The 26102-nt window shown below is 46.3% G+C and carries 22 protein-coding genes, 15 tRNA genes, 1 rRNA gene and 1 other RNA gene; 9 read left to right on the forward strand and 30 right to left on the reverse strand.

All coding sequences use genetic code 11. From position 1 onward, the window contains the following. Positions 1 to 45 precede the first annotated feature (45 nt). From asnS to SPTER_RS12190, 7 genes are all read right to left on the reverse strand, one after another. On the reverse strand, positions 46 to 1338 hold the full coding sequence (asnS, locus tag SPTER_RS12160; protein ID WP_144350649.1) for an asparagine--tRNA ligase: 1293 nt from the start codon (positions 1336 to 1338) through the stop codon (positions 46 to 48). 177 nt (positions 1339 to 1515) lie between these two features. Then, positions 1516 to 1776, reverse strand: a complete 261-nt coding sequence (locus SPTER_RS12165; protein ID WP_144350650.1) for an alpha/beta-type small acid-soluble spore protein — start codon at positions 1774 to 1776, stop codon at positions 1516 to 1518. A 166-nt stretch (positions 1777 to 1942) separates the two neighbouring features. Continuing rightward, complete coding sequence (locus SPTER_RS12170; protein WP_144350651.1) at positions 1943 to 2803, reverse strand: hypothetical protein; 861 nt, start codon at positions 2801 to 2803, stop codon at positions 1943 to 1945. A 434-nt stretch (positions 2804 to 3237) separates the two neighbouring features. After that, the gene (locus SPTER_RS12175) at positions 3238 to 4458 is read right to left on the reverse strand and encodes an aspartate kinase (protein WP_144350652.1); all 1221 of its coding nucleotides are present in this window, start codon (positions 4456 to 4458) and stop codon (positions 3238 to 3240) included. 194 nt (positions 4459 to 4652) lie between these two features. Next, positions 4653 to 5048, reverse strand: a complete 396-nt coding sequence (locus SPTER_RS12180; protein WP_144350653.1) for a class II SORL domain-containing protein — start codon at positions 5046 to 5048, stop codon at positions 4653 to 4655. 236 nt (positions 5049 to 5284) lie between these two features. Next, positions 5285 to 6397, reverse strand: coding sequence for an MgtC/SapB family protein (locus SPTER_RS12185; protein WP_144350654.1), 1113 nt, complete (start codon positions 6395 to 6397; stop codon positions 5285 to 5287). Positions 6398 to 6409: 12 nt separating this feature from the next. Then, positions 6410 to 6661, reverse strand: a complete 252-nt coding sequence (locus SPTER_RS12190) for a hypothetical protein (protein ID WP_144350655.1) — start codon at positions 6659 to 6661, stop codon at positions 6410 to 6412. Between the two features lie 362 nt (positions 6662 to 7023). On the opposite strand from SPTER_RS12190, the gene SPTER_RS12195 reads away from it, so the two are divergent. From SPTER_RS12195 to SPTER_RS25660, 5 genes are all read left to right on the forward strand, one after another. Then, positions 7024 to 7368 carry a hypothetical protein gene (locus tag SPTER_RS12195; protein WP_144350656.1) on the forward strand — a complete coding sequence of 115 codons (345 nt, stop codon included), beginning with the start codon at positions 7024 to 7026 and terminating at the stop codon, positions 7366 to 7368. 34 nt (positions 7369 to 7402) lie between these two features. Next, positions 7403 to 7870 (forward strand): hypothetical protein, encoded by a 468-nt coding sequence (locus SPTER_RS12200; RefSeq protein ID WP_144350657.1) that lies wholly within the window; start codon positions 7403 to 7405, stop codon positions 7868 to 7870. Positions 7871 to 8222: 352 nt separating this feature from the next. Beyond that, a complete protein-coding gene (locus SPTER_RS12205; protein ID WP_144350658.1) occupies positions 8223 to 9113 on the forward strand; it encodes an RluA family pseudouridine synthase in 891 nt (296 codons plus the stop codon). Positions 9114 to 9176: 63 nt separating this feature from the next. Beyond that, positions 9177 to 10106 (forward strand): class II fructose-1,6-bisphosphate aldolase, encoded by a 930-nt coding sequence (fba, locus tag SPTER_RS12210; protein ID WP_144350659.1) that lies wholly within the window; start codon positions 9177 to 9179, stop codon positions 10104 to 10106. Between the two features lie 74 nt (positions 10107 to 10180). Further along, positions 10181 to 10312 (forward strand): hypothetical protein, encoded by a 132-nt coding sequence (locus tag SPTER_RS25660; protein ID WP_281289440.1) that lies wholly within the window; start codon positions 10181 to 10183, stop codon positions 10310 to 10312. Between the two features lie 143 nt (positions 10313 to 10455). Here SPTER_RS25660 and SPTER_RS12215 read toward each other — a convergent pair whose 3' ends face one another. The 3 genes from SPTER_RS12215 to SPTER_RS12225 form a co-directional block, all read right to left on the reverse strand. Beyond that, positions 10456 to 11517: an SIR2 family protein gene (locus SPTER_RS12215; RefSeq protein ID WP_144350660.1), complete on the reverse strand. Its 1062-nt coding sequence runs from the start codon at positions 11515 to 11517 to the stop codon at positions 10456 to 10458. Between the two features lie 66 nt (positions 11518 to 11583). Then, complete coding sequence (locus SPTER_RS12220; RefSeq protein WP_144350661.1) at positions 11584 to 13074, reverse strand: AAA family ATPase; 1491 nt, start codon at positions 13072 to 13074, stop codon at positions 11584 to 11586. After that, the gene (locus tag SPTER_RS12225; protein ID WP_144350662.1) at positions 13075 to 13620 is read right to left on the reverse strand and encodes a hypothetical protein; all 546 of its coding nucleotides are present in this window, start codon (positions 13618 to 13620) and stop codon (positions 13075 to 13077) included. Between the two features lie 210 nt (positions 13621 to 13830). Between SPTER_RS12225 and SPTER_RS12230 the strand changes: the two genes are divergently transcribed. Continuing rightward, entirely contained in the window at positions 13831 to 14031 is a 201-nt protein-coding gene (locus SPTER_RS12230) for a DUF378 domain-containing protein (protein WP_144350663.1), read from the forward strand. A gap of 104 nt (positions 14032 to 14135) precedes the next feature. Here the strand turns inward: SPTER_RS12230 and SPTER_RS12235 are convergent. The 14 genes from SPTER_RS12235 to SPTER_RS12300 all read right to left on the reverse strand — a co-directional run bounded on the left by SPTER_RS12235 (position 14136) and on the right by SPTER_RS12300 (position 16337). Beyond that, positions 14136 to 14212, reverse strand: a tRNA-Pro gene (locus SPTER_RS12235). Positions 14213 to 14227: 15 nt separating this feature from the next. Next, positions 14228 to 14301 (reverse strand) — tRNA-Gly (locus SPTER_RS12240). 10 nt (positions 14302 to 14311) lie between these two features. After that, positions 14312 to 14388: transfer RNA gene (locus tag SPTER_RS12245), tRNA-Met, on the reverse strand. Positions 14389 to 14397: 9 nt separating this feature from the next. After that, a tRNA-Thr gene (locus tag SPTER_RS12250) sits at positions 14398 to 14473 on the reverse strand. 248 nt (positions 14474 to 14721) lie between these two features. Then, positions 14722 to 14797: transfer RNA gene (locus SPTER_RS12255), tRNA-Met, on the reverse strand. Between the two features lie 18 nt (positions 14798 to 14815). After that, a tRNA-Tyr gene (locus tag SPTER_RS12260) sits at positions 14816 to 14900 on the reverse strand. A 9-nt stretch (positions 14901 to 14909) separates the two neighbouring features. Continuing rightward, positions 14910 to 14985: transfer RNA gene (locus SPTER_RS12265), tRNA-Thr, on the reverse strand. Positions 14986 to 14992: 7 nt separating this feature from the next. Next, a tRNA-Phe gene (locus SPTER_RS12270) sits at positions 14993 to 15068 on the reverse strand. Positions 15069 to 15211: 143 nt separating this feature from the next. Further along, a tRNA-Arg gene (locus SPTER_RS12275) sits at positions 15212 to 15288 on the reverse strand. A 27-nt stretch (positions 15289 to 15315) separates the two neighbouring features. Beyond that, positions 15316 to 15644, reverse strand: an RNA gene (rnpB, locus tag SPTER_RS12280) — RNase P RNA component class B. Positions 15645 to 15664: 20 nt separating this feature from the next. Beyond that, a tRNA-Asp gene (locus SPTER_RS12285) sits at positions 15665 to 15741 on the reverse strand. 200 nt (positions 15742 to 15941) lie between these two features. Further along, positions 15942 to 16017, reverse strand: a tRNA-Val gene (locus SPTER_RS12290). A gap of 80 nt (positions 16018 to 16097) precedes the next feature. Continuing rightward, positions 16098 to 16172: transfer RNA gene (locus SPTER_RS12295), tRNA-Glu, on the reverse strand. 89 nt (positions 16173 to 16261) lie between these two features. Beyond that, positions 16262 to 16337 (reverse strand) — tRNA-Lys (locus tag SPTER_RS12300). A gap of 508 nt (positions 16338 to 16845) precedes the next feature. Between SPTER_RS12300 and SPTER_RS12305 the strand changes: the two genes are divergently transcribed. Then, positions 16846 to 17196 carry an ASCH domain-containing protein gene (locus SPTER_RS12305; protein ID WP_144350664.1) on the forward strand — a complete coding sequence of 117 codons (351 nt, stop codon included), beginning with the start codon at positions 16846 to 16848 and terminating at the stop codon, positions 17194 to 17196. 225 nt (positions 17197 to 17421) lie between these two features. Here SPTER_RS12305 and SPTER_RS12310 read toward each other — a convergent pair. The 6 genes from SPTER_RS12310 to SPTER_RS12330 all read right to left on the reverse strand — a co-directional run bounded on the left by SPTER_RS12310 (position 17422) and on the right by SPTER_RS12330 (position 23197). After that, positions 17422 to 17497: transfer RNA gene (locus SPTER_RS12310), tRNA-Ala, on the reverse strand. An 82-nt stretch (positions 17498 to 17579) separates the two neighbouring features. Further along, a tRNA-Ile gene (locus SPTER_RS12315) sits at positions 17580 to 17656 on the reverse strand. Between the two features lie 415 nt (positions 17657 to 18071). Then, positions 18072 to 19712 (reverse strand): 16S ribosomal RNA (locus SPTER_RS12320). A 499-nt stretch (positions 19713 to 20211) separates the two neighbouring features. Next, on the reverse strand, positions 20212 to 20367 hold the full coding sequence (locus tag SPTER_RS24730) for a hypothetical protein (RefSeq protein ID WP_170233243.1): 156 nt from the start codon (positions 20365 to 20367) through the stop codon (positions 20212 to 20214). 117 nt (positions 20368 to 20484) lie between these two features. Further along, entirely contained in the window at positions 20485 to 21450 is a 966-nt protein-coding gene (gene mnmL / locus SPTER_RS12325) for a tRNA modification radical SAM protein MnmL/YtqA (protein WP_144352884.1), read from the reverse strand. Further along, positions 21434 to 23197 (reverse strand): B12-binding domain-containing radical SAM protein, encoded by a 1764-nt coding sequence (locus SPTER_RS12330; protein ID WP_144350665.1) that lies wholly within the window; start codon positions 23195 to 23197, stop codon positions 21434 to 21436. Before SPTER_RS12330 ends, mnmL begins: the two co-directional genes overlap by 17 nt. A 178-nt stretch (positions 23198 to 23375) precedes the next feature. On the opposite strand from SPTER_RS12330, the gene SPTER_RS12335 reads away from it, so the two are divergent. Both SPTER_RS12335 and pepF read left to right on the forward strand, forming a co-directional pair. Continuing rightward, positions 23376 to 24158, forward strand: coding sequence for an N-acetylmuramoyl-L-alanine amidase family protein (locus SPTER_RS12335; protein ID WP_144350666.1), 783 nt, complete (start codon positions 23376 to 23378; stop codon positions 24156 to 24158). Between the two features lie 96 nt (positions 24159 to 24254). Next, positions 24255 to 26066 carry an oligoendopeptidase F gene (gene pepF / locus SPTER_RS12340; RefSeq protein ID WP_144350667.1) on the forward strand — a complete coding sequence of 604 codons (1812 nt, stop codon included), beginning with the start codon at positions 24255 to 24257 and terminating at the stop codon, positions 26064 to 26066. The last annotated feature ends 36 nt before the right edge of the window (positions 26067 to 26102 follow it).

Here is a 26102-nt window from a genome sequence, read left to right on the forward strand (position 1 = left end):
ATCCCGGGTTGTTGGTTATCTAATATGTAAATTAAGAACTTCAACTCAGGGATACATCTTATGCAGCATGCGCGGGAACGGTATAGTCTCACGGATATGCTCCAGGCCGCACAGCCAGGCAACTGTCCGCTCCAGGCCCAGACCAAAACCAGAATGCGGCACTGTTCCAAACCGTCGCAAATCCAGATACCAGGCAAAGGCTTCTTGGGGTAATTTGTGTTCTGCCAGGCGTTGTTCAAGCAGCGCCAGATCGTCAATGCGCTGACCGCCGCCGATAATTTCACCGTAACCCTCAGGCGCCAGCAGGTCAGCCCCCAGCACTACCTGGGGATTTTCCGGATCTGGTTTCATATAAAAAGCTTTAATGGCAGTGGGATAGCGATGGACAAAAACCGGGGCAGCGAAATGACTGGAAATAATCGTTTCATGGGGTGCGCCAAAGTCCTCGCCCCAGGTAAAATCCTCACCGCCCTGTTTAAGCAGTTCAACCGCCTCCGTATAACTGATGCGCGGAAAAGGCACTGTGACCGCCTTTAGCTTTTCAATATCCCGGTCCAGAGTGTTAAGCTCATTTTGGCATTTTGCGAGCACTCGCTGAATCACATAATAAATCATTTCTTCCTGCAGCTGGATATTGGCATCAATATCATAATAAGCCATTTCGGCTTCCATCATCCAGAACTCCAGCAGATGGCGCCGGGTTTTGGATTTTTCCGCCCGGAAAGTGGGACCAAAGCAATAGATCCGCCCTAAAGCCATAGCATTGGCTTCATTGTATAGCTGCCCGCTTTGGGACAAATAGCCTTTTTCCCCATGATAATCAAGGGCAAATAAATTTGTTGTCCCCTCACAGGCCGACGGTGTGATAATCGGGGCGTCAGCCAGGACAAAATCACGCTCATAAAAAAAATTCCTCAATGCGTGCTCAATCTCGGAACGGATGCGCAGCACTGCCGCCTGGCGGGGAGTTCGAATCCAGAGATGCCGGTGCTCAGCCAAAAAGTCCACCCCATGTTCCTTATGGGTAATAGGATAATCTTCAGCAATACTGACAATCTCCATATGAGTTACCTGCATTTCATAACCGCCGACTGACCGTGGCTCTTCCCGTACTATACCTGTAACGATAACAGCGCTTTCCTGGGTTAGCTTTTTAGCGGCGGCAAACACCATTTCGCCTATTTCCTGCTTCGCTACTACACCTTGCATCAACCCGGAGCCATCCCGGATAATCAAAAATACGATTTTTCCGGAAGAACGCTGATTGTAAACCCATCCCTTGACAGCCACCTGCTCACCAACATGGCGGGATAAGTTTTTTATTAATGCAGTTTCCACGCATTACCCTCCTTATTAAAGATACAGCATATGTAATATTGCCGATAAGACATAGCAAATAGTGTGTAACATGCATATTATATACCTATTCTGGCTACGCCATTATATTTCCTGTTAGAATTTGTAGTAAACTTAATTAATTAAAAGAAAAAGCAGGCTTACGCCTGCTTGTCCTGCTTAGGATTTCTTGTTCACATCATATTGGGCTGTCAAAGTGCTGCCCGTAGCCTGGTTGCTGGTTCCGTTAAATTTGGTTTCCTGAGCTTCAATCATTTTGCGGACCATGTGACCGCCTACCCGGCCATTGTCAGCTGAAGTAAGGGCGCCTTTATAAGTGTTTTTGTAGTCTTTAAGACCAAGCTCGGCAGCCGTTTCTTCTTTCAGACGATCGAGGCCACTTTGCGCCGAAGGGTTCACTGGTTTTTTGCTCCTTGACATTACGCAAAACCTCCATTTAATTTATATTTTTGGTGCCTGATTATAGAATGCCTTTTATTTAGCTTTAGATACATTGTAATATTTGTATAAAAATCCTAAGTTTTACTTTGCAAAAAAATGACTCAGGAGAACCGTCCCCCTGAGTCAAAAAAGTTAGTTTATTGGGTTAGAAATTTACTGCAAATTCTATGTTGGTACGGTTATGGTCAGCGCCATTTTGTTTTTCGCCAAGATCCTGGTAAGCTGTTAACGTGGCTGCATCGGCTACCTTGTAAATGCCTTTTACCCGGAAGCCCTTGGAGTCTTGGTACCAGCTGTCGGTAGTGAAATCAGGCAGAGCGCCGGCATCAATATCACGATAAGATACTGCATATTGGAAATCGCCTTTTTTAGCAGCTTCGCCAACAGCAACCTCAGCCAGATAACCATCCTGGCTCAGGGTATCATTTTTTGCATATTCAACATTGAAAACAACGTTGTCTGCCAGTTTGGTGTCAGCATTAAGAGCATAGTAGTTGTTATCTGCCTCTTTCAGGAATGTGGCACCAACATTTACATTGCCAATGGCACTGCTTACATCAGCAAAACGGGTTTTGGCATCAGCAGGGTCTTTGCCATAGAAACCATTCACAGATGCTCCCTCAAGAGCAATACCGACCTGGGCACCGGTAAATTTATCCTCATCCAGCAACAGACCTTTACCGACAAACAGTGATTGTTTACCCACCCGGGCATCGAACTGACCGGCTTGAGCCCCAATGTAGGCTTGGTCAAACGTAGTTTCGTTGCCGGCACTGCCGTTTCTCAGGTCATTATCCATTCTTACACGGCCATGGATGTAGAAATTGTCATCAATCTGCGATTCTACATTCAACCGGATACGGTTAGTAAGATAATCGCCGCTGCCATCCTGGTTGCGATATTCGATGTTCGCATCACCGGCAAAGGTAGGAGCGGCAGCAAGTACGGAAGCAGCCGATACAGTCAGGGCTGCCATTACGGCAGCAGCAAGCAGTTTCTTTTTCACGTGTCATCCTCCTCAGTAATTTTAGTTTATTCTGGTATAAGTCCTGGAAAGCAAGGTTGCCGCCTGAACCTGTCCGGCTTGTTTACTGGGAGGATATCAGCTGTTCCTGATGAGTGTCCACGTTTCCTCACAGCTACTTGGCTATACCCTGAGCAGCATTTCCGCCTGAACATTATTCTTATGCATGCCGCCATTTTAGCGGAGTATGCGGAGCGGTTACCTATAAAGCAGCAGCTTTTTCTAGTTTACCACTTTACGTTTTATGTAATTCTATATTGCCGATATAACTCCTTCTAATTCGACATCGATTAGGCATGGTAATGTAAGGTAGTTTTCTAATACTAACCCCTATAGATATAGCGAGTAAAAAAAAACAATCCCGCTTAGCGGGACTGTTTTTGTGTCTGCACTGCTTTATTTGTGTCTGCACTGCTTTAAACAGGAAAAAAACGGTTATGTATGGCGTTGACAGCCTCTTTCGCCTTATCTGCTGCAACGAGACAGGAAATACTTATTTCTGAAGTACTAATAACTTCAATATTAATACCGGCATCTGCCAGTGCGCCGAAGGTAGCGGCAGCAATGCCCGGATTTCCCAGCATACCGGCACCAATAACTGACACTTTGGCTACCTGTTCTTCAATTGTTAAACCACTAAAATTCATTTCTGCATTGAGCTTCTCTAAAATGCTCCCGGCCTGGGGAACATCGCCCTGGGAAATGGTAAACACCACATCGATAATATGTTTGTCCAAGGCCCGGACGCTCTGAACGATCATATCAACATCGATGTTAGCTTCTGCCAAAGCAGAAAATATCTTATAGGCCATCCCTGGCCGGTCAGGAACGCCCAACACGGCAATCTTTGCTACATTGGCATCATGTGTTACGCCACGAATGACAAACTCTTTTTCTTCCATTGTATATTCCTCCCTGATAAATGTACCGGAATCACAGGTAAAAGTGGAGCGGACATGGATTGGCATGTCATAATGTTTACCAAGCTCCACTGACCGCGGGTGCATGACACCGGCACCAAGCCGGGCCATCTCGAGCATTTCGTTATAAGTAATCTCTTTCATACGTCTGGCTGTGGCAACAACCCGGGGGTCAGAGGAATAAATACCGTCAACATCAGTATAAATCTCACAGTGGTCTGCTTTCAGTCCGGCAGCAATGGCAACGGCAGTGGTGTCGGAGCCGCCCCGGCCTAAAGTAGTAATCTCACCGGTTTCTGTCAGCCCCTGAAAACCTGCTATGACCACAATCTTGCCGGCATTAAGTTCCTGCCATACTTTGTCGGGAGTAATCCCTGTAATCTTGGCCTTGTTAAATGTTTCATTTGTGGCAATACCAGCCTGAAAGCCGGTCATGGACACTGCCGGTTGTCCCAGTTCGGCAAATGCCATGGCTAAAAGTGCGATTGACACCTGCTCACCTGTTGCCAGAAGCATATCCATTTCCCGGCCGGAAGTCTTATCAGTAATAGCCGCGGCCAAACCGACTAATTCATCGGTAGTATCCCCCATTGCCGATACTACAACAACTATTTTATCATCAGGATTCTTTTCTTGTAATACCCTTTTGGCAACTGCCATAATTTTTTCTGGTGTAGCCACTGAGCTTCCGCCAAATTTTTTTACAATTAGTGCCATGCCTATCCCCCTTTAGTATGCAGTATTCAATTTAGCATGGCAGTTTATATTCTCCACCTAGAAACAATATCCTTCTAGCAGTGGACAAAATCGCAAAAATTAATTGTTTAGCACCCTATTTAGTAGTAATAACACAGCCACCTATTAAAAATACAAAAACCAGGGAGCAAGCGCCCTGGTTTTTGCCAGCAGTATTATTCTGTGATCGAGATGGCTTGGGACCCTTCCCATAAGCCATGAATATTACAGTACGCTTCCGCTACAAAAGTGCCGGAAACATTCAGTTTAACTACAGCTTTAGCAAATGACTCAGAATAAACCGGGCCTTTATTGGCACCCTCAGTGGATTCGCCGTGAGCAGCAAAATCAAAGGTGGCAACCTCGTAAGCAAATTTTGTATTATCCGGCTTGAAGAAAAGCTTGATCCAGCGGATATGATGTTCGGTTGTGTTCGGATGTGCAATTTCCTTGCCAACACCGACCTCAACCGTAACTTTCTCTCCGGCCTTAGCTTGCGCCGGTGCTTCGATCACCGGCACATGCTTTTCCGCTTTCCAGTCGGCACTCTGCACTAAATCTGCAATTTTCATTTACTATTCCCCCTTAGATGTTTAGTATTAATTTACCAAATAGGTTAGAAATAATTATTCTCCATAAAAACCTAAAATTCCTTTTAACGATCATGGATTTTGCAAAATTTCCAGTATCAATAAAATTCAGGCAGGATACCGGGCTAAACGGGAAGTTAAACGCCGGCTTGGCGGCGTTAACCAGCAGCCTGACTGGAAACAAATCTTTATTGGACCCATCTATTATTTTGTGATTTTTATTTAAATATTCGCACCCGCAAGCTTTTTAACATTTGCTGTTCAATGTCTTCCCATTCCGGCGGCCGCAGCATATCGACAGGATATAGCACTAAAGAGGTGTCACACTCATATACTGCATCAAGGGCCTGCATACCGGCGATTGCGTTGGCTGCGCTGTTAATATTTTCAATTTTATCTCTGGCTACTCTTACGGCAAGAATACAATCGTCACTAAATTCACTATTCACAATACCGGCTGCATATGCTTCCTGAAAGGATGGAATATTGGCCAAAACTGCGGCTGCTATTTGCAGCATAATCGCTGCACAAAGTTCAAAATATTGTTTATTATATACCCGGCTATCTTTATCCTGATATTGAATACGCCCTGAAGGCAGCATTTCACAAGTCTGGCGGGGAATGACTGTTTTTGGCGGCAGCCACACCCTGATTAACGGAATATTGACGTGAAAATCAATGTCAACTTCAACAACCATCGGTAATCTCAATTGGTTTAAGACTTCATCCAGTCTGGACCTTACAGCGCTTGTTTCCCCTGCCAACAGTTTTTCAATCCGTGTTATGCGGGTATTTTCCAGTTCTTCATGCCGTTTTTTAGCTTCCTCATAGACTAACCGCTCTTGTTCATTACGCCGGAACGCTTCCGCCTCTGCCGCCTGCTCGGCGCGGATGATCGCTGCATCCCGGTCTTTAATGGTAAAGTATAGTGATACACCGGCAGCAACGCCAAGCGCTGCCGTCAGGAGCAGAGTTACAGGGCTGAAAAGTATAACCAATATACCCAGCAGAAACACAATTGCTGCTATTCTGGTGATAATCGGGTATACATACTCGGACTCGACTTTAGTTTTAGCCTGGCCCGCAAGGTGGCTATAATCGGTTAATTTGAGTTCACCATACGCTTGACGGACCAACTGGGTTTGATAATCAGCAGGCTCATAGCTAAGTTTGCTAACCGCAGCCAGCTTAAGCTCATAATCCTGATGTTGAACAAATTCTTTCCGCCAGCGTTCAAATTGCTCTTCCCCTTTAAAATAACGGACTTCAGCCCGCTCGCCGGAATTACTGTCTCTGCCTCGCCCGCCGCCAGGAGGCTTTTTCTCAGCCATGGAGCAACCTCCCTATTTTCGAATTGTTATTCTTATTGTTTTACGCGCCACTACATAACAAAAAGCCAGCACTCCCCCTAAAGTAAAGAAAAAGGCAATCGGCTTTTGCATCATAATCTCTGAACTACCTATTAAACTGAATAGGAGCGCGGTCATATAGGCCAGAAATAATTCACCATAACGCGGACTAGCAGCGCGGGGCGCAATGATCAGCCACACTAAAAAGCCCATGAGAATAAAATTGCTGTTTTTTATAAACTCCATTACTGAAGATTCACCTGCCTAAACCCATAATAGGTTAACTATTCGCTGTTACGCAGTTTTTTCCTGCTATCACTATTTGTCGAAAAAGCAATCGCCGCCAAATAAACATGAGTCAGGGACTGTGGGCTATAAAAGTCAGCCAGCCAGCAACAAAGCGTATAACGGCATGTTTAAAAGCCATTCTTATTGATTGGCTATAGTTGCAGTAGGTTTTTTCTAAGAATAAGTAAGCACATTATAATTCAGTCTAAATTGTTAACGGTTGTAACATTATGTTTTAGAAATTCATATGCTGAAGTAGAAACAGTTTATATAAAATTCATCATTTGTCCTGAGGTAAATAAAGGAGGTTATTGATATTTATGGAAACTAAATATCCGCATTGGTATGGCCCGGAAGACAAAATGTGCTGTGACTATCCGGATAAAGACATGATGTGCTGTGACGATCAATACATGGATGACCCCATGTCTTACAAGATGTACCGGGATAACTTTAAAGATCGCTTGCTTTGTTTTTTAGGCGATGAAGTCATCATTGGCACTGATGCTATGATTGACCGCAAGGGCTCTACTTTCTGCGGTACAATTTGCTATGTAGGGTGCGATTACATCATTGTTAACAGCACATATTGCCGTCGTTCTATTTCACTGCATGTGCCAATCAAAATGATCCGGTTCATCGCTCCATTCAAAGGGCGCCGCTAATTCCCGAACGCCTTGTCAGAGGAGATGATACACGATGAAAAAACCTTTCAGCCGCAGGTTGTTAACGGTTGATCCGTCGCACATGATTACTTTGCATCAGGAAGCTATTGAACAGCTTGAACTTATGCTCACAACTGTTGAAGCCGCTGAACATACAAGCGATGGCGTACGTGATGCACTTAACACCATGGCCGCAACTCACTGGGAAGGATATCTGGATGTAATTCACATGATCTGCATGCACGATGAGCACCTGGCAGCAGTTATGAAAAAACACGATTCTAAAATAATTGATTATGAGCCGGCAGATACTGAACGGCATTTTTACGGCAATCGCCTGTTACTATTATCACTCCTCACAGGACTTGTTCGGCGTCATCGCCGTTTTGTCTACTTCTATGGCTTAAGATCAAACCCAATGGGAGATTATATCAAAGAATCTATTGCTAGGGAGCGGGAGCATATAGCAGCGATAGTTGGCATGATAGAAAATATGATATAATACTCCATTATTAAAAGGAGGCACCAGCCTCCTTTTTATCCTGATAGACAGTCATGTCAGTTACAACGGCACCAGCCAGGAATGAAAACCACTATTTTTCAGGATAGAAAGTATAACTTCCCTGGCTAAGGGCAGCATCGGCTTACGCTTTCGTCAAGGGCTCGGCGCAAGCCGTGTTTTCTTTATCCCATCAGAATTTATAAAATTCAGCCTATAATCCACGGGCTAAGAAAAACCTGGCTTGGGCCGGCGTCCTGGAGGACTTGGCCCCAGCCAGGTTTTCTAAATAAAGGATTTAAATCCGGATAATACGAATACTATTTCAGTCGAATTAATTATTCAAGGAGTTGCCATGCCGGATTTCCCAGTACCACCAACCTGCTCCCCGTTACCGGTAAAAGAGTTTTTGCGCCGCCAGGCAGGAATATCGCTGACATTGTGGCGTAAGATCAAACACAGCGGAACACTCAGCCTAAATGGCTGCCCCGCAGCAACGCATGACTTGGTGTATCCAGGTGATATCGTTACCGCCACCTGGCCGCAGGCCACAACAATTACGGCAGAAGCGTTACCACTGGCCATTGCCTACGAGGATGAATGGCTGTTAGCCGCAGACAAGCCGGCCGGTATGCTGGTGCACCCGGCAGCGGGGCAGCCGTCAGGCACCCTGGCCAATGCGGTTATGCATTATTACCGGCAAAATAACTATGCCTGCGATTTTCATCCCGTCAACAGGCTGGACCGCAATACGTCAGGCTTAGTACTTATTGCTAAACGGCCTGACATTCAGCACTGGCTGAATCAAAACCAGCAGCACCTGCTGAAAACTTACCTGGCCGCCGCCGCCGGCCGGCCTCAGCCGGACAAAGGTACCCTCAACATGCCTATTGGCCGCAAGCCGGGAAGCATTATTGAACGCCAGGTCACGTTGGCCGGCCAACAGGCAATCACCCATTATAACCTGCTTGCAGCCTATAAAAATGCCAGCTTACTGGAAATTATTCTGGCAACCGGCCGTACTCATCAGATACGGGTACATTTCAGTCATATTGGCTGCCCGCTGTTAGGCGATGATTTGTACGGTGGACCGGTAAATCTAATTCAGCGCCAGGCATTACATGCTGCCAGCCTCAGCTTACTACACCCAATTACGCAGCAGATTACCGAAATTATCAGCCCTCTGCCCCAAGATTTAACAGATCTTTTAAGCCAGCTTGGCGATCAGGTTACAAATATGCTATAATGTATGGGGTAATATGCTATCATATATCTGATCCCCCAGGGGGAAAAATAGGAGGGATTTCATTTGTCATTAGTTACTTCAAAAGACATGTTTAAAAAAGCGTATGAAGGGCAATACGCTGTTGGCGCATTTAATGTTAATAACATGGAAATCATCCAGGGTATTGTTGATGCAGCCAAAGAAGAGCGGGCTCCGCTTATCCTCCAGGTGTCGGCCGGTGCCCGCAAATATGCTAAACATATCTATTTAATGAAGCTGGTTGAAGCAGCTATAGAAGATTCAGGCCTGCCGATTTGCTTACATCTTGATCACGGTGAAGATTTTGAAATCTGCAAATCCTGTATTGACGGGGGTTTTACCTCAGTCATGATCGACGGTTCCAAACTACCATTTGAAGAAAACATTGCCCTTACCAGAAAAGTAGTGGAATACGCCCACGGGCGCGGCGTTGTGGTCGAGGCTGAACTTGGCCGCCTGGCGGGTATCGAAGACGCTGTTAATGTCAGTACTAAAGACGCTACATATACCGATCCGGATCAGGCTGTTGAGTTTGTGGAAAGAACCGGTGTGGATTCCTTGGCAATCGCTATCGGCACCAGCCATGGGGCCTATAAATTCAAAGGTGAGAGCAACCTCGATTTTGACCGCTTAGCAACTATCTCCAGACTGCTCCCCGCTTTTCCCCTGGTGCTGCACGGTGCCTCCACCGTACTGCCTGAGTTTGTGGAGAAATGCAATAATTATGGCGGTCAGTTAAAGGGTGCGCAAGGTGTACCTGAAGATATGCTGCGCCGAGCCGGCCAACTGGGCGTATGTAAAATTAATATTGATACTGATCTGCGTTTGGCTATGACGGCGTCAATCAGAGAACACCTGTCCAAGAATCCAGCCGACTTTGATCCTCGTCAGTATCTCAAACCTGCCCGTGCGGCCATTACAGGTATGGTTAAACACAAAATCCGCAATGTCTTAAACTGCAGCGGCCGTCTATAATAAGCACAGGCATATAATTTCTATAATGGGAAAAAGTAATGACAAATCATTCATTATAGAAAGGGGTTATTAGCATGTCTGCTGCCAACAAGGTAAACTTTGCCGCTTTATCTGCCGCGGAGCTTAACACCATTGAAAAATTCGAGAAAGAGTTTGCTGTTAAACATGGCAACAATGTTTTTTTGCTGGCCTTTAACAAAAAATAAGTAAATTCGCCGCAGCTTATGCCCGCATATTGTGCATAAGTCTGCGGCGAATTTTATTCTGTGTGAAAAAATTTGGCTTTCCGCCTGGCTACTGGCTAAAGGCACCAAGGCTTTCGCTGAGGCTCGGCGTAAGCCTTGTTTGCTTAGAGGAAGTTTTCCGGCTGCCTGCAGAAATCTTCAAAGGTATTATCAGTATAGCGGATACCGGTTCCCAAAAACCGGGTATACCGTTTCTGTTCCTCATCGATCTTCTCCTGCTTTTTTCCAGGATAATTATTAATTACCGTGATGCGCAGACGATCAGGGCGATTGGTTTGAATCCGCTTTAAGAGATATTTAATATGCATGTCTGCGTCAGGGAAGGAATAACCGCAGAAAATGATATGACTGACATCACGCAGGCAGGTTTCAGTTTTATGCCAGACTATATTTATGAAATTATTGGACATATTTTTAAAAAATGTCGGTGGTACAATCACCGGCATTTTTATGGACTGGCAGTTTGCACACAGCGCCTGTGACGGCTCTGTATGCAAGCGCAGAAGTCCCTGCTGGCAGTTAAGTAACTTTAATGTATTGCAAGTGGGGCAATAGGACCAATTAAGTGAACCATGTACTTTATACAGGTTAATAACAGGTTTATGCTGGTGGGCGGAGCAGGCCGGACTTTGATAATTACTAAAGTCTATACCATAATCAACCGCAATATCATTTCTGCCGATCAGCGCCTGATCGATTAATACATCATAATTAGTAGATAGAAATACGGTGTCCGCCAGACAGCCAAGTTCGCTCAGCCGGTCTACTAAAACACGGTGCAGCCCCTTTACGGCTGCGGTCCTATCTTCCAGTACCTCAGCCATTAACAACACCAGATATTGCCTAATAAACCCGATGCGATTACTGCTCTTGGCAATGTTTTCAAGATCAAACTCTTTAAAAGACTGCCGTTTCCGAACCGCTAAGTCCAAGAGGCCAATCGCCTCTTCAAAGGTTGGAAACTCAATGGCATCCAGATCATCCTGAAGCACATCAATAAAAAACATTTGCTTAAAATAGTCACAAAGCTCGCTTACCCGCTTGCGATCGCTGTAGTTTTTCTTTTCCCGGAGGGCTTTAAAATATTTCTTAAACAGCAGGTTTTGTACCGGTGCGCCCTCGGCGGCAGATGCACCACCGCCTAATAGAATTGTTGTGTTTATCATATCAAAGATTATTCTCCCCAAGGGGCAGGAATATGCAGAAAAAAGCACCCCGCCGGCGGCGGCCGTCTATGCAGCTTGTTCATCCCCCTGTATAAAAGCCCGAACCTCCGCCCCGGAGATGACTTCTTTAGCAAGCAAGGTATCTACAATCCGGGTAAAAGGTGTCTGCTGATCAGTCAGTACAGTTCTTACCTCCGCTTCAACCTGCTTAAAAATAGCAGTGATTGTATTATGCAGTAATTCCTGGGGTATATCAGCAGGTGATACAATGCCAAGCTCAGACATACCGCCAAATACTATTTGTTTAGCCATATCGGCAGCCTGCTTAAAGTCATTGGCCGCCCCGGTGCTGCGCGTGCCAAGAAAAAGCTCTTCAGCAAGCGCACCGGCTATAGCAACTGCTATTTTGCTATTAATATAATCAGCAGTATATAAATAGATGTCATCCTGCTGAGTCTGCCTGACATAGCCCAGGGCATTGCCACGAGCGGCCACATTGACGCTGGCTACTGAGCCTGGCAAAGTATACTCACTCACCAGGGCATGCCCAGCCTCATGAATGGCTATCCGCTTTTTTTCCTCTGCATTTGGTATTCGGTCAAGCTTCTCGCCCATAATTACTTTTTCCACAGCGCTGCGCAAATGTTGAGCAGTAATAACCCCGGAGCTTTCCCTAAAAGCCAGAATAGCCGCTTCATTAGTCACACTTTCCAGATGAGCACCGGAAAAGCCAAAGGTGTCATTAGCCACATCGGCAAGGGAGACATCGTCAGCCAGCGGTTTGTTGCGGGTATGCAATTGGAGAACCTTTAGCCGGCCTTTTTTATCAGGTAAGTCAACCTTAACCTGACGATCAAAGCGCCCCGGTCGCAGAAGCGCCGAGTCAAGAATATCAATTCGATTCGTTGCGCCAATCACTAAAACGCGTATGGCATCATTCTCCGATATACCGTCCATTTGTACCAAAAGCTCATTTAAAGTCTGGTCATATTCCATGTGCCCGGCATTTTGACCGCGTTTGCCGCCTAATACTTCAATCTCATCAATAAAAATAACCGCATTGGTCTTATCGTTACGTTTGGCGACATCACGGGCCTGCTTAAATAGCTGACGCACCCGCTGGGCACCAACACCAACATACATTTCAACAAACTCAGAGCCACTGACTGCTAAAAAAGCTGAGCCGGTAAACTGGGCTGCTGCTTTGGCAAGCAGCGTTTTGCCTGTGCCTGGCGGGCCATTAAGTAAGATACCTTTAAGCGGACGAATTCCTAATGTCTTAATACGTTCAACATCTTTAACAAATTCCAGAGCTTCACAAAGTTCACCTTTGGCCATATCTTGCCCGCCAATATCATCAAAGCTTACCAGTTGTTCTTCCGCCGTCCTTTTGGCAGCGCTGATAAAAGATTTATTGCCGGTACGCCTGTTATGCACGATCCAAAATGCAGCCGCTAAGCCGGCCAAAAAAAATACCGGTAACAGATCAATCCCTTGTATTGCCAGGAATATCAGGATAGCAGCACCTATGCCACAAATTATCTCAGGATATTGCATTTATTGCACCCCCGCTCTATTACTGTCACGGGTAACCACCACATACATTTCATTTGTTCCTTTGGTCATTTGTAAGTAAATATTTTTGGTGTCTACATAGGTCTGCGCTTCTACACCGGCACTGCCTGCCTTAGCTGCAATACTCCCGGCCATTGCTGTAAAATTGCCGGTAAAAACAGCTTCCTGCACCGAATAATGAATAGAATGGTAAAATTGCTCCAGCTCCGGTGTCCGGCTATCCTGGATAACAAGCTCATATCGCTGGGGCCTGTGTACCTGTTTTAATGCCTCCTCCAACTCAGCATACAACTTCTGTAAATTCGCTACCTGAGCAAGTTTTACATATATTTTAATATTTTTACTATCTCCCTGTTCATTTAGACGGCTTACAGCAACAGATTCAACGCCCTTAATACTTTGCACTGCATTGTTAATTGGATTAACTACCGCATATTTATTCCATAACAATTGTCCGCCAAACAAGCTAGCAAGGGTGAGCATCAGTGTCAGACCACCAACAACCCAGTTAATATTTTTTCTCGCCATTTCCTAATGCGCCCTTTCTTATTTATTTTTATATATATTTTTATACTTTATTTCAATACTATTATAGAATAAAATTATATCATAATTCAGCTATATGGTACAGCGTAAAAAAAAGGCAAACTCACCAGCATTTGTGGGATGTATTATTAAATAATTTGGTCATAATAGGTATAGAAGACTATAATTCGAGCTTTAAAAAGGAGGAGTTATATGGATAGGATTGCCTTAATCCTTGTCATTGTCGGAGCATTGAACTGGCTGCTAGTCGGCTTATTCAGTTTTGATCTGGTAGCAACCATTTTTGGTGGACAGCAATCTTTCTTAAGCCGCATTGTGTACAGCCTTGTCGGCCTAGCCGGTATTTACTCTATGTCGCTCCTATTCCGGGACCGCAGCCGCTCTCAGCAATAAATAAACCATCAACAACCAAACCCCCTGCACAGCTCACCGGCTGTACAGGGGGTTTGGCCATACCAAACAATGTAAACGACGCGCGCAGGGATGCGCTAGTGAACTGGTCGGAGCGGCAGGATTCGAACCTGCGACCCCCTGGTCCCAAGCCAGGTACTCTACCAAACTGAGCCACGCCCCGAAAAAAATAAATAAATGGAGCGGGTGAAGGGAATCGAACCCTCGTAGCTAGCTTGGAAGGCTAGTGCTCTACCATTGAGCTACACCCGCATACTAGAGTTGGTGGCGGCGCAGGGATTTGAACCCCGGACACTTCGGGTATGAACCGAATGCTCTAGCCAGCTGAGCTACGCCGCCATATTAAGCTGGAGCTAGTGACCGGGATTGAACCGGTGGCCTTATCCTTACCAAGGATACGCTCTACCGACTGAGCTACACCAGCAAATAGCGCAAACGACTTATTAGCGCCCATCTGCTTCGTTGCTCCTCAAAGCGTTTGCTTACGCACTTCCCAGTGCGCCGCGCTGCACGCTTTTCCGGTGCGCCTCGCATCTGGACACTACTAAGCCGTTTGCGGCTGCGTGGCAGATAGTTGGCTTGTCGCAGATGGCGGGGTTAATGGAGTTCGTTTCTTTATAAAGCTGTGCTTTATAAATTCAGGTTAGAACCTATAAAGCACGTAAATTACTTTGGTTGCGGGGACAGGACTTGAACCTGTGACCTTCGGGTTATGAGCCCGACGAGCTACCAACTGCTCCACCCCGCGATGTTATAAGATTGTGATTGGTGGAGGGAGGTGGATTCGAACCACCGAAGTCAAAGACGGCAGATTTACAGTCTGCTCCCTTTAGCCACTCGGGAATCCCTCCATATTTGGATGGAGCTGGCGAGAGGAATTGAACCCCCAACCTGCTGATTACAAGTCAGCTGCTCTACCAATTGAGCTACGCCAGCATAAATATGGTGCCTCAGGACAGAATCGAACTGTCGACACGAGGATTTTCAGTCCTCTGCTCTACCGACTGAGCTACCGAGGCATGTGCAGCTGTCTATAAACGCCCATCTGCGTTGTTGCTCCTGCGATCCGTTGCTCAACGTACTCCGTGTACGCCGCCGCTACGGTTCTCGTCGCGCCTAGCATATGGACATTTCTAGCCACCCGCAGGAGATTAAGGAAAGGTGGCGACCCCGGCAGGATTCGAACCTGCGGCCTTTTGATTCGTAGTCAAACGCTCTATCCAGCTGAGCTACGGAGTCATCTTATATATTACAGCCTTCATTAAAAACCGTAAGCCAGTTTCTGTTTTAGGAAATTATTTATCTAACGCAGCTGCTGCGTTCTTCCCTTCGGTTCAATTCCCTACAGGAAGTTCCCCTACCAAAATTTGGGTTTCTGCCTCGTGGAGTTTACCACTTTTCACTAGACTGTCGCCAGTCTACTCATTCTCTGTGCACTTTATGGCTACTTTCGGCTGCGTGAGTCGATTTCGCCGTCGTCAGAGCTTAGCTCTGCCTCATCTTGCGATGAGCACGAACATTACAACCATCTCAGGTTGTGGCAGTCTGGACTTTCCTCAATACTGCAATAAGCAGTACCGCAATTTCCCGTTTTTAAAAAAGGCTGGAATTGTAATGGCGACCCTGAACGGATTTGAACCGTCGGTCTCCGCCGTGACAGGGCGGCATGTTAGACCGCTACACCACAGGGCCAAAAAGTTGATAATAGGATTGTTGATAACCGGATTTAAGGAGGTTCTTCGCTACCGCTCAGAACTAAGCGATTCACACCAATCAGCCTTCGCCTCACGGCTCGCCTTCTTGGATTCTCTGCTTATCGCTACCGCTCAGAACTAAGCGATTCACCCAATCAGGCTTCGCCTAACAGCTCGCCTTCTTGGGTTCTCTGCTTATGGTGGGCGATGACGGGATCGAACCGCCGACATCCTGCTTGTAAGGCAGGCGCTCTCCCGGCTGAGCTAATCGCCCGTGTTTTGGATTTTGGATAGTAGACGTTGGATTTTAGATGTAGCTTCCACTATCCAACGTCTAACATCTACTATCCAGCATGGTGACCCGTAAGGGAATCGAACCCTTGATACCGCCGTGAAAGGGCGGTGTCTTAACCGCTTGACCAACGGGCCATGAACAATTCTAACAAGGCTCGGAAGTAAGCGACTCACTCAAGTTCTCATTTCGCCTATCGGCTCGTGAGAACTTGGTTCGCTGCTTATGGTGACCCACCCGCGACTCGAACGCGGGACACCCTGATTAAAAGTCAGGTGCTCTACCAACTGAGCTAGTAGGTCGACGTCTAAATAGCTGCTAAATTATTATAATGTTTTGTTTTTGGGACGGAACTATATAATATCATAATTACTCGCTGTTTGCAACTTGTAACTTTTAACAGTTTATTGTACCGAAGGCTTTTGTGCTGGCACTTTACAACAGCCCACAGACGGGCATATCCCGGACGATTCGTTTTGGCACTCGCAGCAGCTTTATACTATTCACACTATCGGGAATTTGACAGCTTTTATATGCTATCATGTTTATCCTATATTGTCAACATAATATTTCATGTTCCTTTGTTGTCGAAAAACTGACAGCTTTACTATAGTATCATTTACTTGATACTACGTCAACAATATTTAAGAAAAACATTGTTAAATATGACTACTCTTAGCACTCAAGTCCAGCAAACAGCTTCTGAAATTAGTTTTTTTTGTCGGTTAATTATTTTTTCTTTGATAAACTCTTAACTAAGGAATATAATGTTATATAAAAGTAATGATTAGCTATCAAGGAGGCGACTCTATGTTTGCACTTAACTTTCAATCACCAAATCATGAAAAGTTATTAATCAGCCGTCAAAAAAACTGTACTATACGCCCGGGAGATATGAGAAATACTTATCCGGAAAATTCTATAGTTTGGATAACTGTGGGTGAAAAATTTAAAACAAAAAGAAAATTATATTCTGCTATGATTGACCGGGTATTAATAAAAAAATTTTCCGACCTCACCACACACGACTTAGATCATCAGAACCCTGAAATAAAAACCAAAGAAGAATTGCTGAATTTTTTTGAGAAAATTTATCAAAAATCAATTCATTCCGATGATATTGTCACTGTAATCTATTTCTCAGAAATAATTGAACAGTAGTTAAATTCCTGTGGGGCTGGCTTGTTCCGTCACTTTTCCCTAGTCCTAGTGCCGTTGCCTCTGACCCTTACCTTTGAACGGCCTAAGCCTTGCCTCCTACATGGCAGAAAAAACACTCACGACAAGTGAGTGTTTTTTCTTTCTACTCTCCCGGGCCGTTTCCAGCCAAGTAGCTTCGGCGTTGTGCGCTTAACTGCTTTCCCACAGCTATCGTCACTGGATATATGGTGGAGACGAGCGGGATCGAACCGCTGACCCCCTGCTTGCAAGGCAGGTGCTCTCCCAGCTGAGCTACGCCCCCGTATTAGATGTTAGATGTTGGATTTAGATATTAGACAGGTTTTTCACTCCAATGTCCAAAGTCTAATATCCAATATCTAAAATGGTGGGCCTAAGTGGACTTGAACCACTGACCTCACGCTTATCAGGCGTGCGCTCTAACCAGCTGAGCTATAGGCCCAAAAAAATTCAGCTGTATAAAAACTCGCCCTCGCTGTGTTGCTTAGCGATACTCGCTTATGACAGCCTCAAGAGAATTATAGCGCTCTCTACCTTTGGACCCCCATCGCGAACGATGCAACCCGTTAACGCGATTTTGCCAAAGAAATATTTAATGAGCATTCCCTCAAAACCAAACAATGTAAATGGTCTGCATCTGCCAGGATGTACCGACCTGGAATTGAGCTCGCTTAGATAATAAGGTTCTTCGCTTGCGCTAAGAACTAAGCGATTCACACCAATCAGACTTCGCCTCGCGGCTCGCCCTCTTGGGTTCTCTGCTTATCGCTTACGCTCAGAACTAAGCGATTCGCACGAGTTTCCGCGTCGCTTTCGCTCCTAAAAACTCGGCTCTCTGCTTATGCTTATATCCCTAGAAAGGAGGTGATCCAGCCGCACCTTCCGATACGGCTACCTTGTTACGACTTCACCCCAATCATCGGCCCCACCTTAGACGGCTAGTTCCTTGCGGTTACCCCACCGGCTTCGGGTGTGACTGACTTTCGTGGTGTGACGGGCGGTGTGTACAAGGCCCGGGAACGTATTCACCGCAGTATGCTGACCTGCGATTACTAGCGATTCCGACTTCACGGAGGCGAGTTGCAGCCTCCGATCCGAACTGAGAGCTTATTTCTGCGTTTTGCTTACCTTCGCAGGCTTGCTTCGCTTTGTTTAAGCCCATTGTAGTACGTGTGTAGCCCAGGACATTAGGGGCATGATGACTTGACGTCATCCCCGCCTTCCTCCGCATTCTCTGCGGCAGTCTCCCTTGAGTTCCCGCCTTTACGCGCTGGCAACAAAGGATAAGGGTTGCGCTCGTTGCGGGACTTAACCCAACATCTCACGACACGAGCTGACGACAGCCATGCACCACCTGTTTTCGCGTATCCGTAGATAGGGATTCATCTCTGAACCTTTCGCTCAATGTCAAGCCCTGGTAAGGTTCTTCGCGTTGCGTCGAATTAAACCACATACTCCACCGCTTGTGCGGGCCCCCGTCAATTCCTTTGAGTTTCAACCTTGCGGCCGTACTCCCCAGGCGGGGTACTTATTGCGTTAACTCCGGCACAGAAGGGGTCGATACCCTCTACACCTAGTACCCATCGTTTACGGCCAGGACTACCGGGGTATCTAATCCCGTTCGCTCCCCTGGCTTTCGCGCCTCAGTGTCAGACACAGTCCAGAAAGTCGCCTTCGCCACTGGTGTTCCTCCCAATATCTACGCATTTCACCGCTACACTGGGAATTCCACTTTCCTCTCCTGCACTCAAGCCTGACAGTTTCCTGCGCCCATACGAAGTTAAGCTTCGCACTTAGACACACGACTTACCAGGCCACCTACACGCCCTTTACGCCCAATAATTCCGGACAACGCTTGCCACCTACGTATTACCGCGGCTGCTGGCACGTAGTTAGCCGTGGCTTCCTCCTTTGGTACCGTCATTAGTCTACATTATTCACATAGACCACGTTCGTCCCAAACGACAGAGCTTTACGACCCGAAGGCCTTCTTCACTCACGCGGCGTTGCTCCGTCAGACTTTCGTCCATTGCGGAAGATTCCCCACTGCTGCCTCCCGTAGGAGTCTGGGCCGTGTCTCAGTCCCAGTGTGGCCGTTCATCCTCTCAGACCGGCTACTGATCGTCGCCTTGGTGAGCCGTTACCTCACCAACCAGCTAATCAGACGCAGACCCATCTCTTAGCGATAGCTTCTTCAGAGTGGCCATCTTTCTTAACTCTGTTATGCAACCGAGTTACCACATTCGGTATTAGCACCACTTTCGCGGTGTTGTCCCCAGCTAAGAGGCAGGTTGTCTACGCGTTACTCACCCGTTCGCCACTAACTTCTGGATGTTGGACTTTAGACGCTGGATTTTGGATAAGCAACCAGGGTTACCCCCGTTCTCTCTTTCCAATTTCCAATATCCAAAGTCCAACATCCAAACCGTCCGTTCGACTTGCATGTGTTAGGCACGCCGCCAGCGTTCGTCCTGAGCCAGGATCAAACTCTCCAATAAAGTGCATAGTCGGTTACGACTATATATATTGAAGCCGTTTTATCGGCTCAATTAAATCAAAATTTGTTTTGCTTGTGCTGCAAGCAGCACACCGCACATCTGGCATTTTGTATGATGCATTTCTTTACATTGTTCAGTTTTCAGGGAACGACGTGCATGGATGCGCTAGTGTCACGGGCGTATCAGGACGATACGCTTTGCCCGGGACCGACGCGCATGGATGCGCTAGGATCACGGGCGTATCATGGCTGCTGTAAGAACAATAGCTCAGTTATGTTAACACATCGTATTTCATGTGTCAATATAACTATTTTTGGAAGTTATTGTCGTTATCTGCATAGCCGACCTTCATATATTAACATGCACAAACGCGGGTGTCAACCATCCTATTGGGTTATTTATCTCAGTATCGCTGTCAGGCGAAAATCAGCAAGCCGCCATACGCTCTGATCCTGGAAAAAAATAAGAAACATCGTATGAAAGCGATGTTTCTTGCTGGTTAGCAGTAGCATTGAATATATTCATCGGTCAGAATATCCAGTTTCTGACGAATTTCATTAACTGTTCCTTTAGTAAGGTTAAGGTCTTTTAAATCATGACTATGAAGTAATGCTGCCAGTTTATCAATCTGTTCCAGTAACTGAAGCTTTCTCATTTCTAAATACTACACACTCCTTAATTTTTAACTGCAGTTATAATATTAACAACTCTTGTTATCTTTGTAAACAACTTTAGCAAATAACAGAAAAGAAAGTTTTTTCTAACAAATCGGTCATATGGTTCCCAGTTCCATATTTCTTACGGCCGGTCCGTTTAAATAAAGGCATTTTTTCCCTTGCCAGGTATCCTGTGTAAGTAATTGTTCTTCAATAGCATCACGTATTTTCCACCAGCCTGTTTGCCAGTTAGTAAACAGCGTATTGGCTGCCGGGGCCCGCCCGATTAAACGCTGGATCACTATGTCAGGGTGAAGGTGTTCCAGAAAAGCAACCACTCTTGTGACGTATTCCTCTTTACTAATCAGCGTAATTGCGCCGTTTTGATACCAGTCGGCCATTACCGTGTTTTTTACAATATATAAAGCATGCAGCTTGACCTGATCAACCCTCAGTGCGGAAACAATTTTAGCACTTTCAATGGCATCAGTCATGTCGTCCCAGGGGAGGTTGAGGATCAGATGGGCACACACCTCTATCGGCCAGCATTTGATTCGCTGGGCCGCATCAATAAACTCGGCCAGAGTATGGCCCCGGTTAATTTTGGCCAGAGTATGATAATTTACAGTCTGCAGACCCAGCTCAATGCTAATATCAATACCGTACTTCTCCCTGACCTCAGCCAGCATCGCCAAATACCGGTCACTAATACAGTCCGGCCTGGTAGCTAACGCAATCGCCACAATATCTTCCTGACAGGCTTCGATGACATGCCGCTTTAACTGTTCAACAGGCAAATAGGTATTGCTGAAATTTTGAAAATAAGGAATAAATTTTTTAGCTTTATATTTAGGGGCAATATGCGCTTTATTCGCGGACAGCTGGTCACTGACAGTCAGCCAGGCCGGCAGGTTTTCATAGCCGGCACCAATCTCACCGCAGAACACACAGCCATCGTGCCCGCACTGACCGTCACGGTTGGGACAGGTCACCGGCAGGCTGACCGGCAGTTTGTACACTTTTTCACCATATCTTTGGCGCAGGTATTCAGAATAGGCATTATATCTAAGTCCAGAAATCATCATCATTAATCACCTGATAGGTTGGTTTAGTATGTTTGTAAGAAAAAAGCACCGCCGCTTTGCGGTCTGCCGGATGCTCCGCCCCGTTCAGGCAGGCTGGTATATCTATACTAAACACCTCAACGTGAAAAGTCTTCTTAAGCTCCCGCCACGTAGTAAATGTAAAGTCAGGCAAATACCGCCGGACCCGAATGGTATCCCGCCAAAATGAGTTTTTATATTCCGCCCATTGGTCGGTTGCCGCCTGATTCAGCTGATTCCAGGGCAAAAATTCCGGGCGTACCGCACCGTTTTCACTCATAAGGGCATCAAATTTTAATAACTCCAGATAGTTCTGCCTGGCCTCAGGGTACAAGGCCGCACAAAATTCGGCCATATACTTATAAAGTGTTTTGCCGCTGTGAGCAACAAGCTGATAACCATGCTGTTCCCAATAACACGCTAATTTATAATAGAAATTAAAGGCGCCATCACCGGCCAGAGCAATAAGCCACGGCAAACTATAAATAAAGCGGGCACTGTTATAAACCTGTTCAAATACCTCTGCCAACAGCTTGAGCCGTCTGATTTGTCCATAGTCCAGATAGTTGTTGCCAAGCACTTCATAGGGCGCATGCTCCATGTAAATGTAACCATGAGCCGCGGCCTTGCGCCTGATGCCTGATCCCTTAAGCAATTTAAGAAAACCTAGCTGCAGCATCTCAGGCTGCAGACTATACGCCTCGTCAAAGGATTTGGCAAATACGGCCATATTCTCATAGGGTAAGCCCACAATTAAGTCCAAATGCAAATGGATATTGCCATAACTGCGGACCTTGCTTACATGTTCAGCAATTCTAGGCCAGTTATTATGCCGCTTGATTGCAGCCAGCGTCTGTTCGTTTGTTGATTGAATACCAATTTCAAACTGAAACCGTCCGGGCGGAACGTGCTGTAAAAACTCCACTACTTCCTGATCCCAGATATCGGCCGCTATCTCAAAGTGGAAATTGGTCCGGCAGGTTTGCCCGGCCAGGAACTGCAGGATCGGAAAGTAGTGTTCTTTGCGGGCATTAAAAGTACGGTCAACAAATTTAACCTGCCGCACATCCTGTTTAATAAAAAATCCCAAATCACTGATTACTCGCTCCTGACTCAAAAAGCGCACCCCCGTAGTTGCGCTTGATAAACAATACTGGCAGGAAAATGGGCAGCCCCGTGAACTTTCATAATAGATAATTTTATTGTTGAAGCGTGTCATTTCTGCTGCTATATAAGGAAAGGGAATATCGTCTAACCGGGCAACTATCTGAGGCTGCCCTGCAACAATTGCTCCCTGGCAGCGATAGGCCAAGCCGGTACTATTGTTCACTGCCTGGTTGTTAAACAACAGGGCCAGTAATCTTTTAAGCGTGTGTTCGCCTTCACCCAAAACGATATAGTCAACAGCAGCATTGCCGGCTAATATGTCCTCAGGCTGATAGGATACCTCCGGCCCGCCCAGCACAATAACGGCCTGCGGCTGCACCTGCTTGATTAAAGCGGCCAGCGCCAGACTGGCTTCAATATTCCAGATATAGCAGGCCAGTCCAACTATATCTGCCTGACAAGTATAGATATCACTTAATATTTCCAGCAGTCCGTTATTTACAGTATATTCACGGACAGCAATATCCCATTCCGGAGTCTGGCAATAAGCCGCTAAGTCCTGCAGAGCCAGTGATGAATGAATATATTTAGCATTTAATGTTGCTAGCAGAACCTTCATATGTCCTCTCCCGATGCCATAATCTCCCTGCAAGTATAGTAGTTTCGGGCGGGCTTGTCAAATATCCTCTCTAACTTTAAGAGAATGATAGTCACCATCAAAATAAGCTGCGCATAAAATAAAATAAGGTAAACATACCCCGTAGCTCACTTATACTTTTGTGAGGATGGTGAACAGTATGCGGATAATGATCGATGGGCGCTATCTGCCTGATAACGCCCGCGTCAACCGTGATTTATTAATAACGCTCCGTAATATGGCCAAGGTTCTTAACTGGGGAATCCGCTATGATGCACAACGGGAACTGGTGCTTATTAACTCGAAAGATTCATCCATGCCGCGGCTGCCAGCCGATAATCATGCTGATGAAAGAAGTGAAGAGGAAAACGCCCGCCTGGCCGGCAAGGTTATTTGCCTGGACCCGGGGCATGGCGGCAGCGACCTGGGAACACTCGGGCCGACCGGTACGATGGAAAAGGATAATACCTTGGCAATTGCCCTGCTGCTCAAGGAAAAACTGGAAAAAAGCGGGGCCACCATAGTAATGACCCGGGATACAGATGCCGATGTGGCCTACACAGATGCAACAGCCAATGAAGAACTGGGAGCAAGAGTCGAAGCGGCTAATCAGGCGGACGCCGACTTATTTATCAGTATCCATAACGACGCCTTTGCCAGTAATACAGCATCTGGCACAACAACCTTTCACTATGGTGATAAAGACTCGGTAAACCTCGCTAATGCCGTACAACGATGCCTGGCGGAAAAACTGGGCACCAAAAACAGGGGCGCCCGCTTTGCCAGTTTTTATGTGCTACGCTATACCAACATGCCGTCTATCCTGATTGAAGTAGCGTTTATCTCCAATGCGGTGGAAGAAATGCTCCTGTCCAGTGTGGATGGCCGGGACAATGCGGCCGAAAGCATTTGTGAAGGCATTCTGAAATACTTTAAAGTATAGAAAATAATTTGTTCAGGCATGCTATACCAGGAAATACCACCACCTGCAGCCAATATATAGTATAGATTATTTTATTTCCTGAAAGGACGTGTTCTCATGTCGCAAACCGCCACAGCATTGCCAGCCCGTGATGAAATACAAAGTGAGTATAAATGGCAGATTGAAGATATTTATGCCAGTGAACAGTTATGGCGAGCCGATTTCGCTAAGGTAAAAAGCGCTATCCCCACTGTGGCTAACTATAAAGGGACCCTGGCCCAGTCGCCGGCAACCCTGGCCGCTTGCTTACAACTGCGGGATGAAATCAATATCCTGGCCGGCAAACTGTTTGCCTATGCCCGCCTGCAGCGGGATGAGAACTCAGCCAACGCCAAATATCAGGCCCTTGTTGGCAAAACCGAAAGCCTGCTGGCAGAAACAGGGGCGGCCGCCGCCTTTATCAAACCGGAAATCCTGGCTATGCCGGCGGCGGTACTGGCAACCTACCGGCAAGACCAGGCGCTAGCCGAATACAGCTTTTATTTTGACAATCTGATCCGCCAAAAACAGCATATCTTATCTCCGGGCGAGGAAGAAATCCTGGCCCGTTCTGTCGAAATCACCCAAGCGGCCGAGACAGCCTTTAATATGCTGGCCCATGCCGATATGACATTTCCGGAGATAAAAGGCGAAGACGGCAAAATCCTCACCCTAAGTGAGGGCCGTTATCGCGCCCTTATTATGTCGGCCGACCGGCGCGTGCGTAAAGATGCTTTTACCGGCTTATTCGGCGCTTACCATGCGTTCCGCAATACCTTTGCCGCTACCTTGTCAGGCTGTGTCAAAAAGAATATTTTTTATGCCCGGACCCGCAAATATAACACAACACTGGAATCCTCCCTGGCTGATGACAATATCGCGGTAGGCGTCTATGACAACCTGCTTACCACCGTGAATAACAATCTGGCCCCCCTGCACCGCTATATTGATCTTAAAAAAAAGGCGTTAAAGCTTGATAAGCTTCATATGTATGACTTATACACCCCGCTGGCCCCAGCCGTAACATTTACGGTAACCTACCAGGAGGGACAAAAATTAGTACAGGACAGCCTGGCGCCACTGGGGCCCGAATATACCGGTATTTTACAGCAGGGGTTAACGTCAGGCTGGATTGATGTTTATGAGAATAAAGGCAAGCAATCCGGTGCCTATTGCTGGGGTGTGTACGGCGTCCACCCGTTTGTGCTCCTCAACTATAATGACCGCCTTGAGGATGTAAGCACATTAGCCCATGAAATGGGTCATGCCATTCACAGTTATTACAGCCAGGCTACCCAGCCTTACGCTACTTCCCAGTACACCATCTTTACGGCCGAGGTAGCTTCCACAACCAATGAAATTTTATTGAACGATTTCCTGTTAAAAACAACTAAGGATCCCCGCAAGAAATTGTATTTGATCAATCAATACCTGGAGATGGTACGGGCAACCGTGTATCGGCAAACGATGTTTGCCGAGTTTGAAAAACTCATTTATGACCAAGCGGAAAATGGTGAAACCCTGACAGCTGATTTGCTTGAGGAATTATGGCACGCCCTGAATGTTAAATATTACGGGCCTGCTATCGTTATTGATCCTGAAATTGATATTGAATGGGCCAGAATCCCCCATTTTTATGCCAATTTTTATGTTTATCAATATGTTACCGGCTTCTCGGCCGCCACAACCCTGGCTGAACAAATGTTGACTAAAAGCGACGGTGCCCAGGAACGTTATCTAAATTTTTTAAAAAGCGGCGGCTCAGATTATCCGCTTACTATCCTTAAAAATGCAGGTGTTGACATGTTTACACCTCAGCCGGTTGAGCTTACACTGAACAAGTTCGCCAATATGCTGGATGAACTGGAAAAAACAATAACCAACTCTTGACAATTTTCCGGGTACGCGTTATATTGATTACATGAC

Origin of the sequence: Sporomusa termitida (genome assembly GCF_007641255.1) — a bacterium.
Taxonomy (GTDB): domain Bacteria; phylum Bacillota; class Negativicutes; order Sporomusales; family Sporomusaceae; genus Sporomusa; species Sporomusa termitida.

Bases quoted from the DNA above. Each gene is read 5' to 3' on its own strand.
- SPTER_RS12185 (WP_144350654.1), bottom strand. From the start codon at position 6,397: ATGGCTGAGAAAAAGCCTCCTGGCGGCGGGCGAGGCAGAGACAGTAAT.
- SPTER_RS12190 (WP_144350655.1), bottom strand. From the start codon at position 6,661: ATGGAGTTTATAAAAAACAGCAATTTTATTCTCATGGGCTTTTTAGTG.
- SPTER_RS12165 (WP_144350650.1), bottom strand. From the start codon at position 1,776: ATGTCAAGGAGCAAAAAACCAGTGAACCCTTCGGCGCAAAGTGGCCTC.
- SPTER_RS12330 (WP_144350665.1), bottom strand. From the start codon at position 23,197: ATGAAGGTTCTGCTAGCAACATTAAATGCTAAATATATTCATTCATCA.
- SPTER_RS12195 (WP_144350656.1), top strand. From the start codon at position 7,024: ATGGAAACTAAATATCCGCATTGGTATGGCCCGGAAGACAAAATGTGC.
- pepF (WP_144350667.1), top strand. From the start codon at position 24,255: ATGTCGCAAACCGCCACAGCATTGCCAGCCCGTGATGAAATACAAAGT.
- SPTER_RS12200 (WP_144350657.1), top strand. From the start codon at position 7,403: ATGAAAAAACCTTTCAGCCGCAGGTTGTTAACGGTTGATCCGTCGCAC.
- SPTER_RS12220 (WP_144350661.1), bottom strand. From the start codon at position 13,074: ATGCAATATCCTGAGATAATTTGTGGCATAGGTGCTGCTATCCTGATA.
- SPTER_RS12205 (WP_144350658.1), top strand. From the start codon at position 8,223: ATGCCGGATTTCCCAGTACCACCAACCTGCTCCCCGTTACCGGTAAAA.
- SPTER_RS25660 (WP_281289440.1), top strand. From the start codon at position 10,181: ATGTCTGCTGCCAACAAGGTAAACTTTGCCGCTTTATCTGCCGCGGAG.
- SPTER_RS24730 (WP_170233243.1), bottom strand. From the start codon at position 20,367: ATGAGAAAGCTTCAGTTACTGGAACAGATTGATAAACTGGCAGCATTA.
- SPTER_RS12335 (WP_144350666.1), top strand. From the start codon at position 23,376: ATGCGGATAATGATCGATGGGCGCTATCTGCCTGATAACGCCCGCGTC.
- SPTER_RS12230 (WP_144350663.1), top strand. From the start codon at position 13,831: ATGGATAGGATTGCCTTAATCCTTGTCATTGTCGGAGCATTGAACTGG.
- mnmL (WP_144352884.1), bottom strand. From the start codon at position 21,450: ATGATTTCTGGACTTAGATATAATGCCTATTCTGAATACCTGCGCCAA.
- SPTER_RS12305 (WP_144350664.1), top strand. From the start codon at position 16,846: ATGTTTGCACTTAACTTTCAATCACCAAATCATGAAAAGTTATTAATC.
- SPTER_RS12215 (WP_144350660.1), bottom strand. From the start codon at position 11,517: ATGATAAACACAACAATTCTATTAGGCGGTGGTGCATCTGCCGCCGAG.
- SPTER_RS12225 (WP_144350662.1), bottom strand. From the start codon at position 13,620: ATGGCGAGAAAAAATATTAACTGGGTTGTTGGTGGTCTGACACTGATG.
- SPTER_RS12180 (WP_144350653.1), bottom strand. From the start codon at position 5,048: ATGAAAATTGCAGATTTAGTGCAGAGTGCCGACTGGAAAGCGGAAAAG.
- SPTER_RS12175 (WP_144350652.1), bottom strand. From the start codon at position 4,458: ATGGCACTAATTGTAAAAAAATTTGGCGGAAGCTCAGTGGCTACACCA.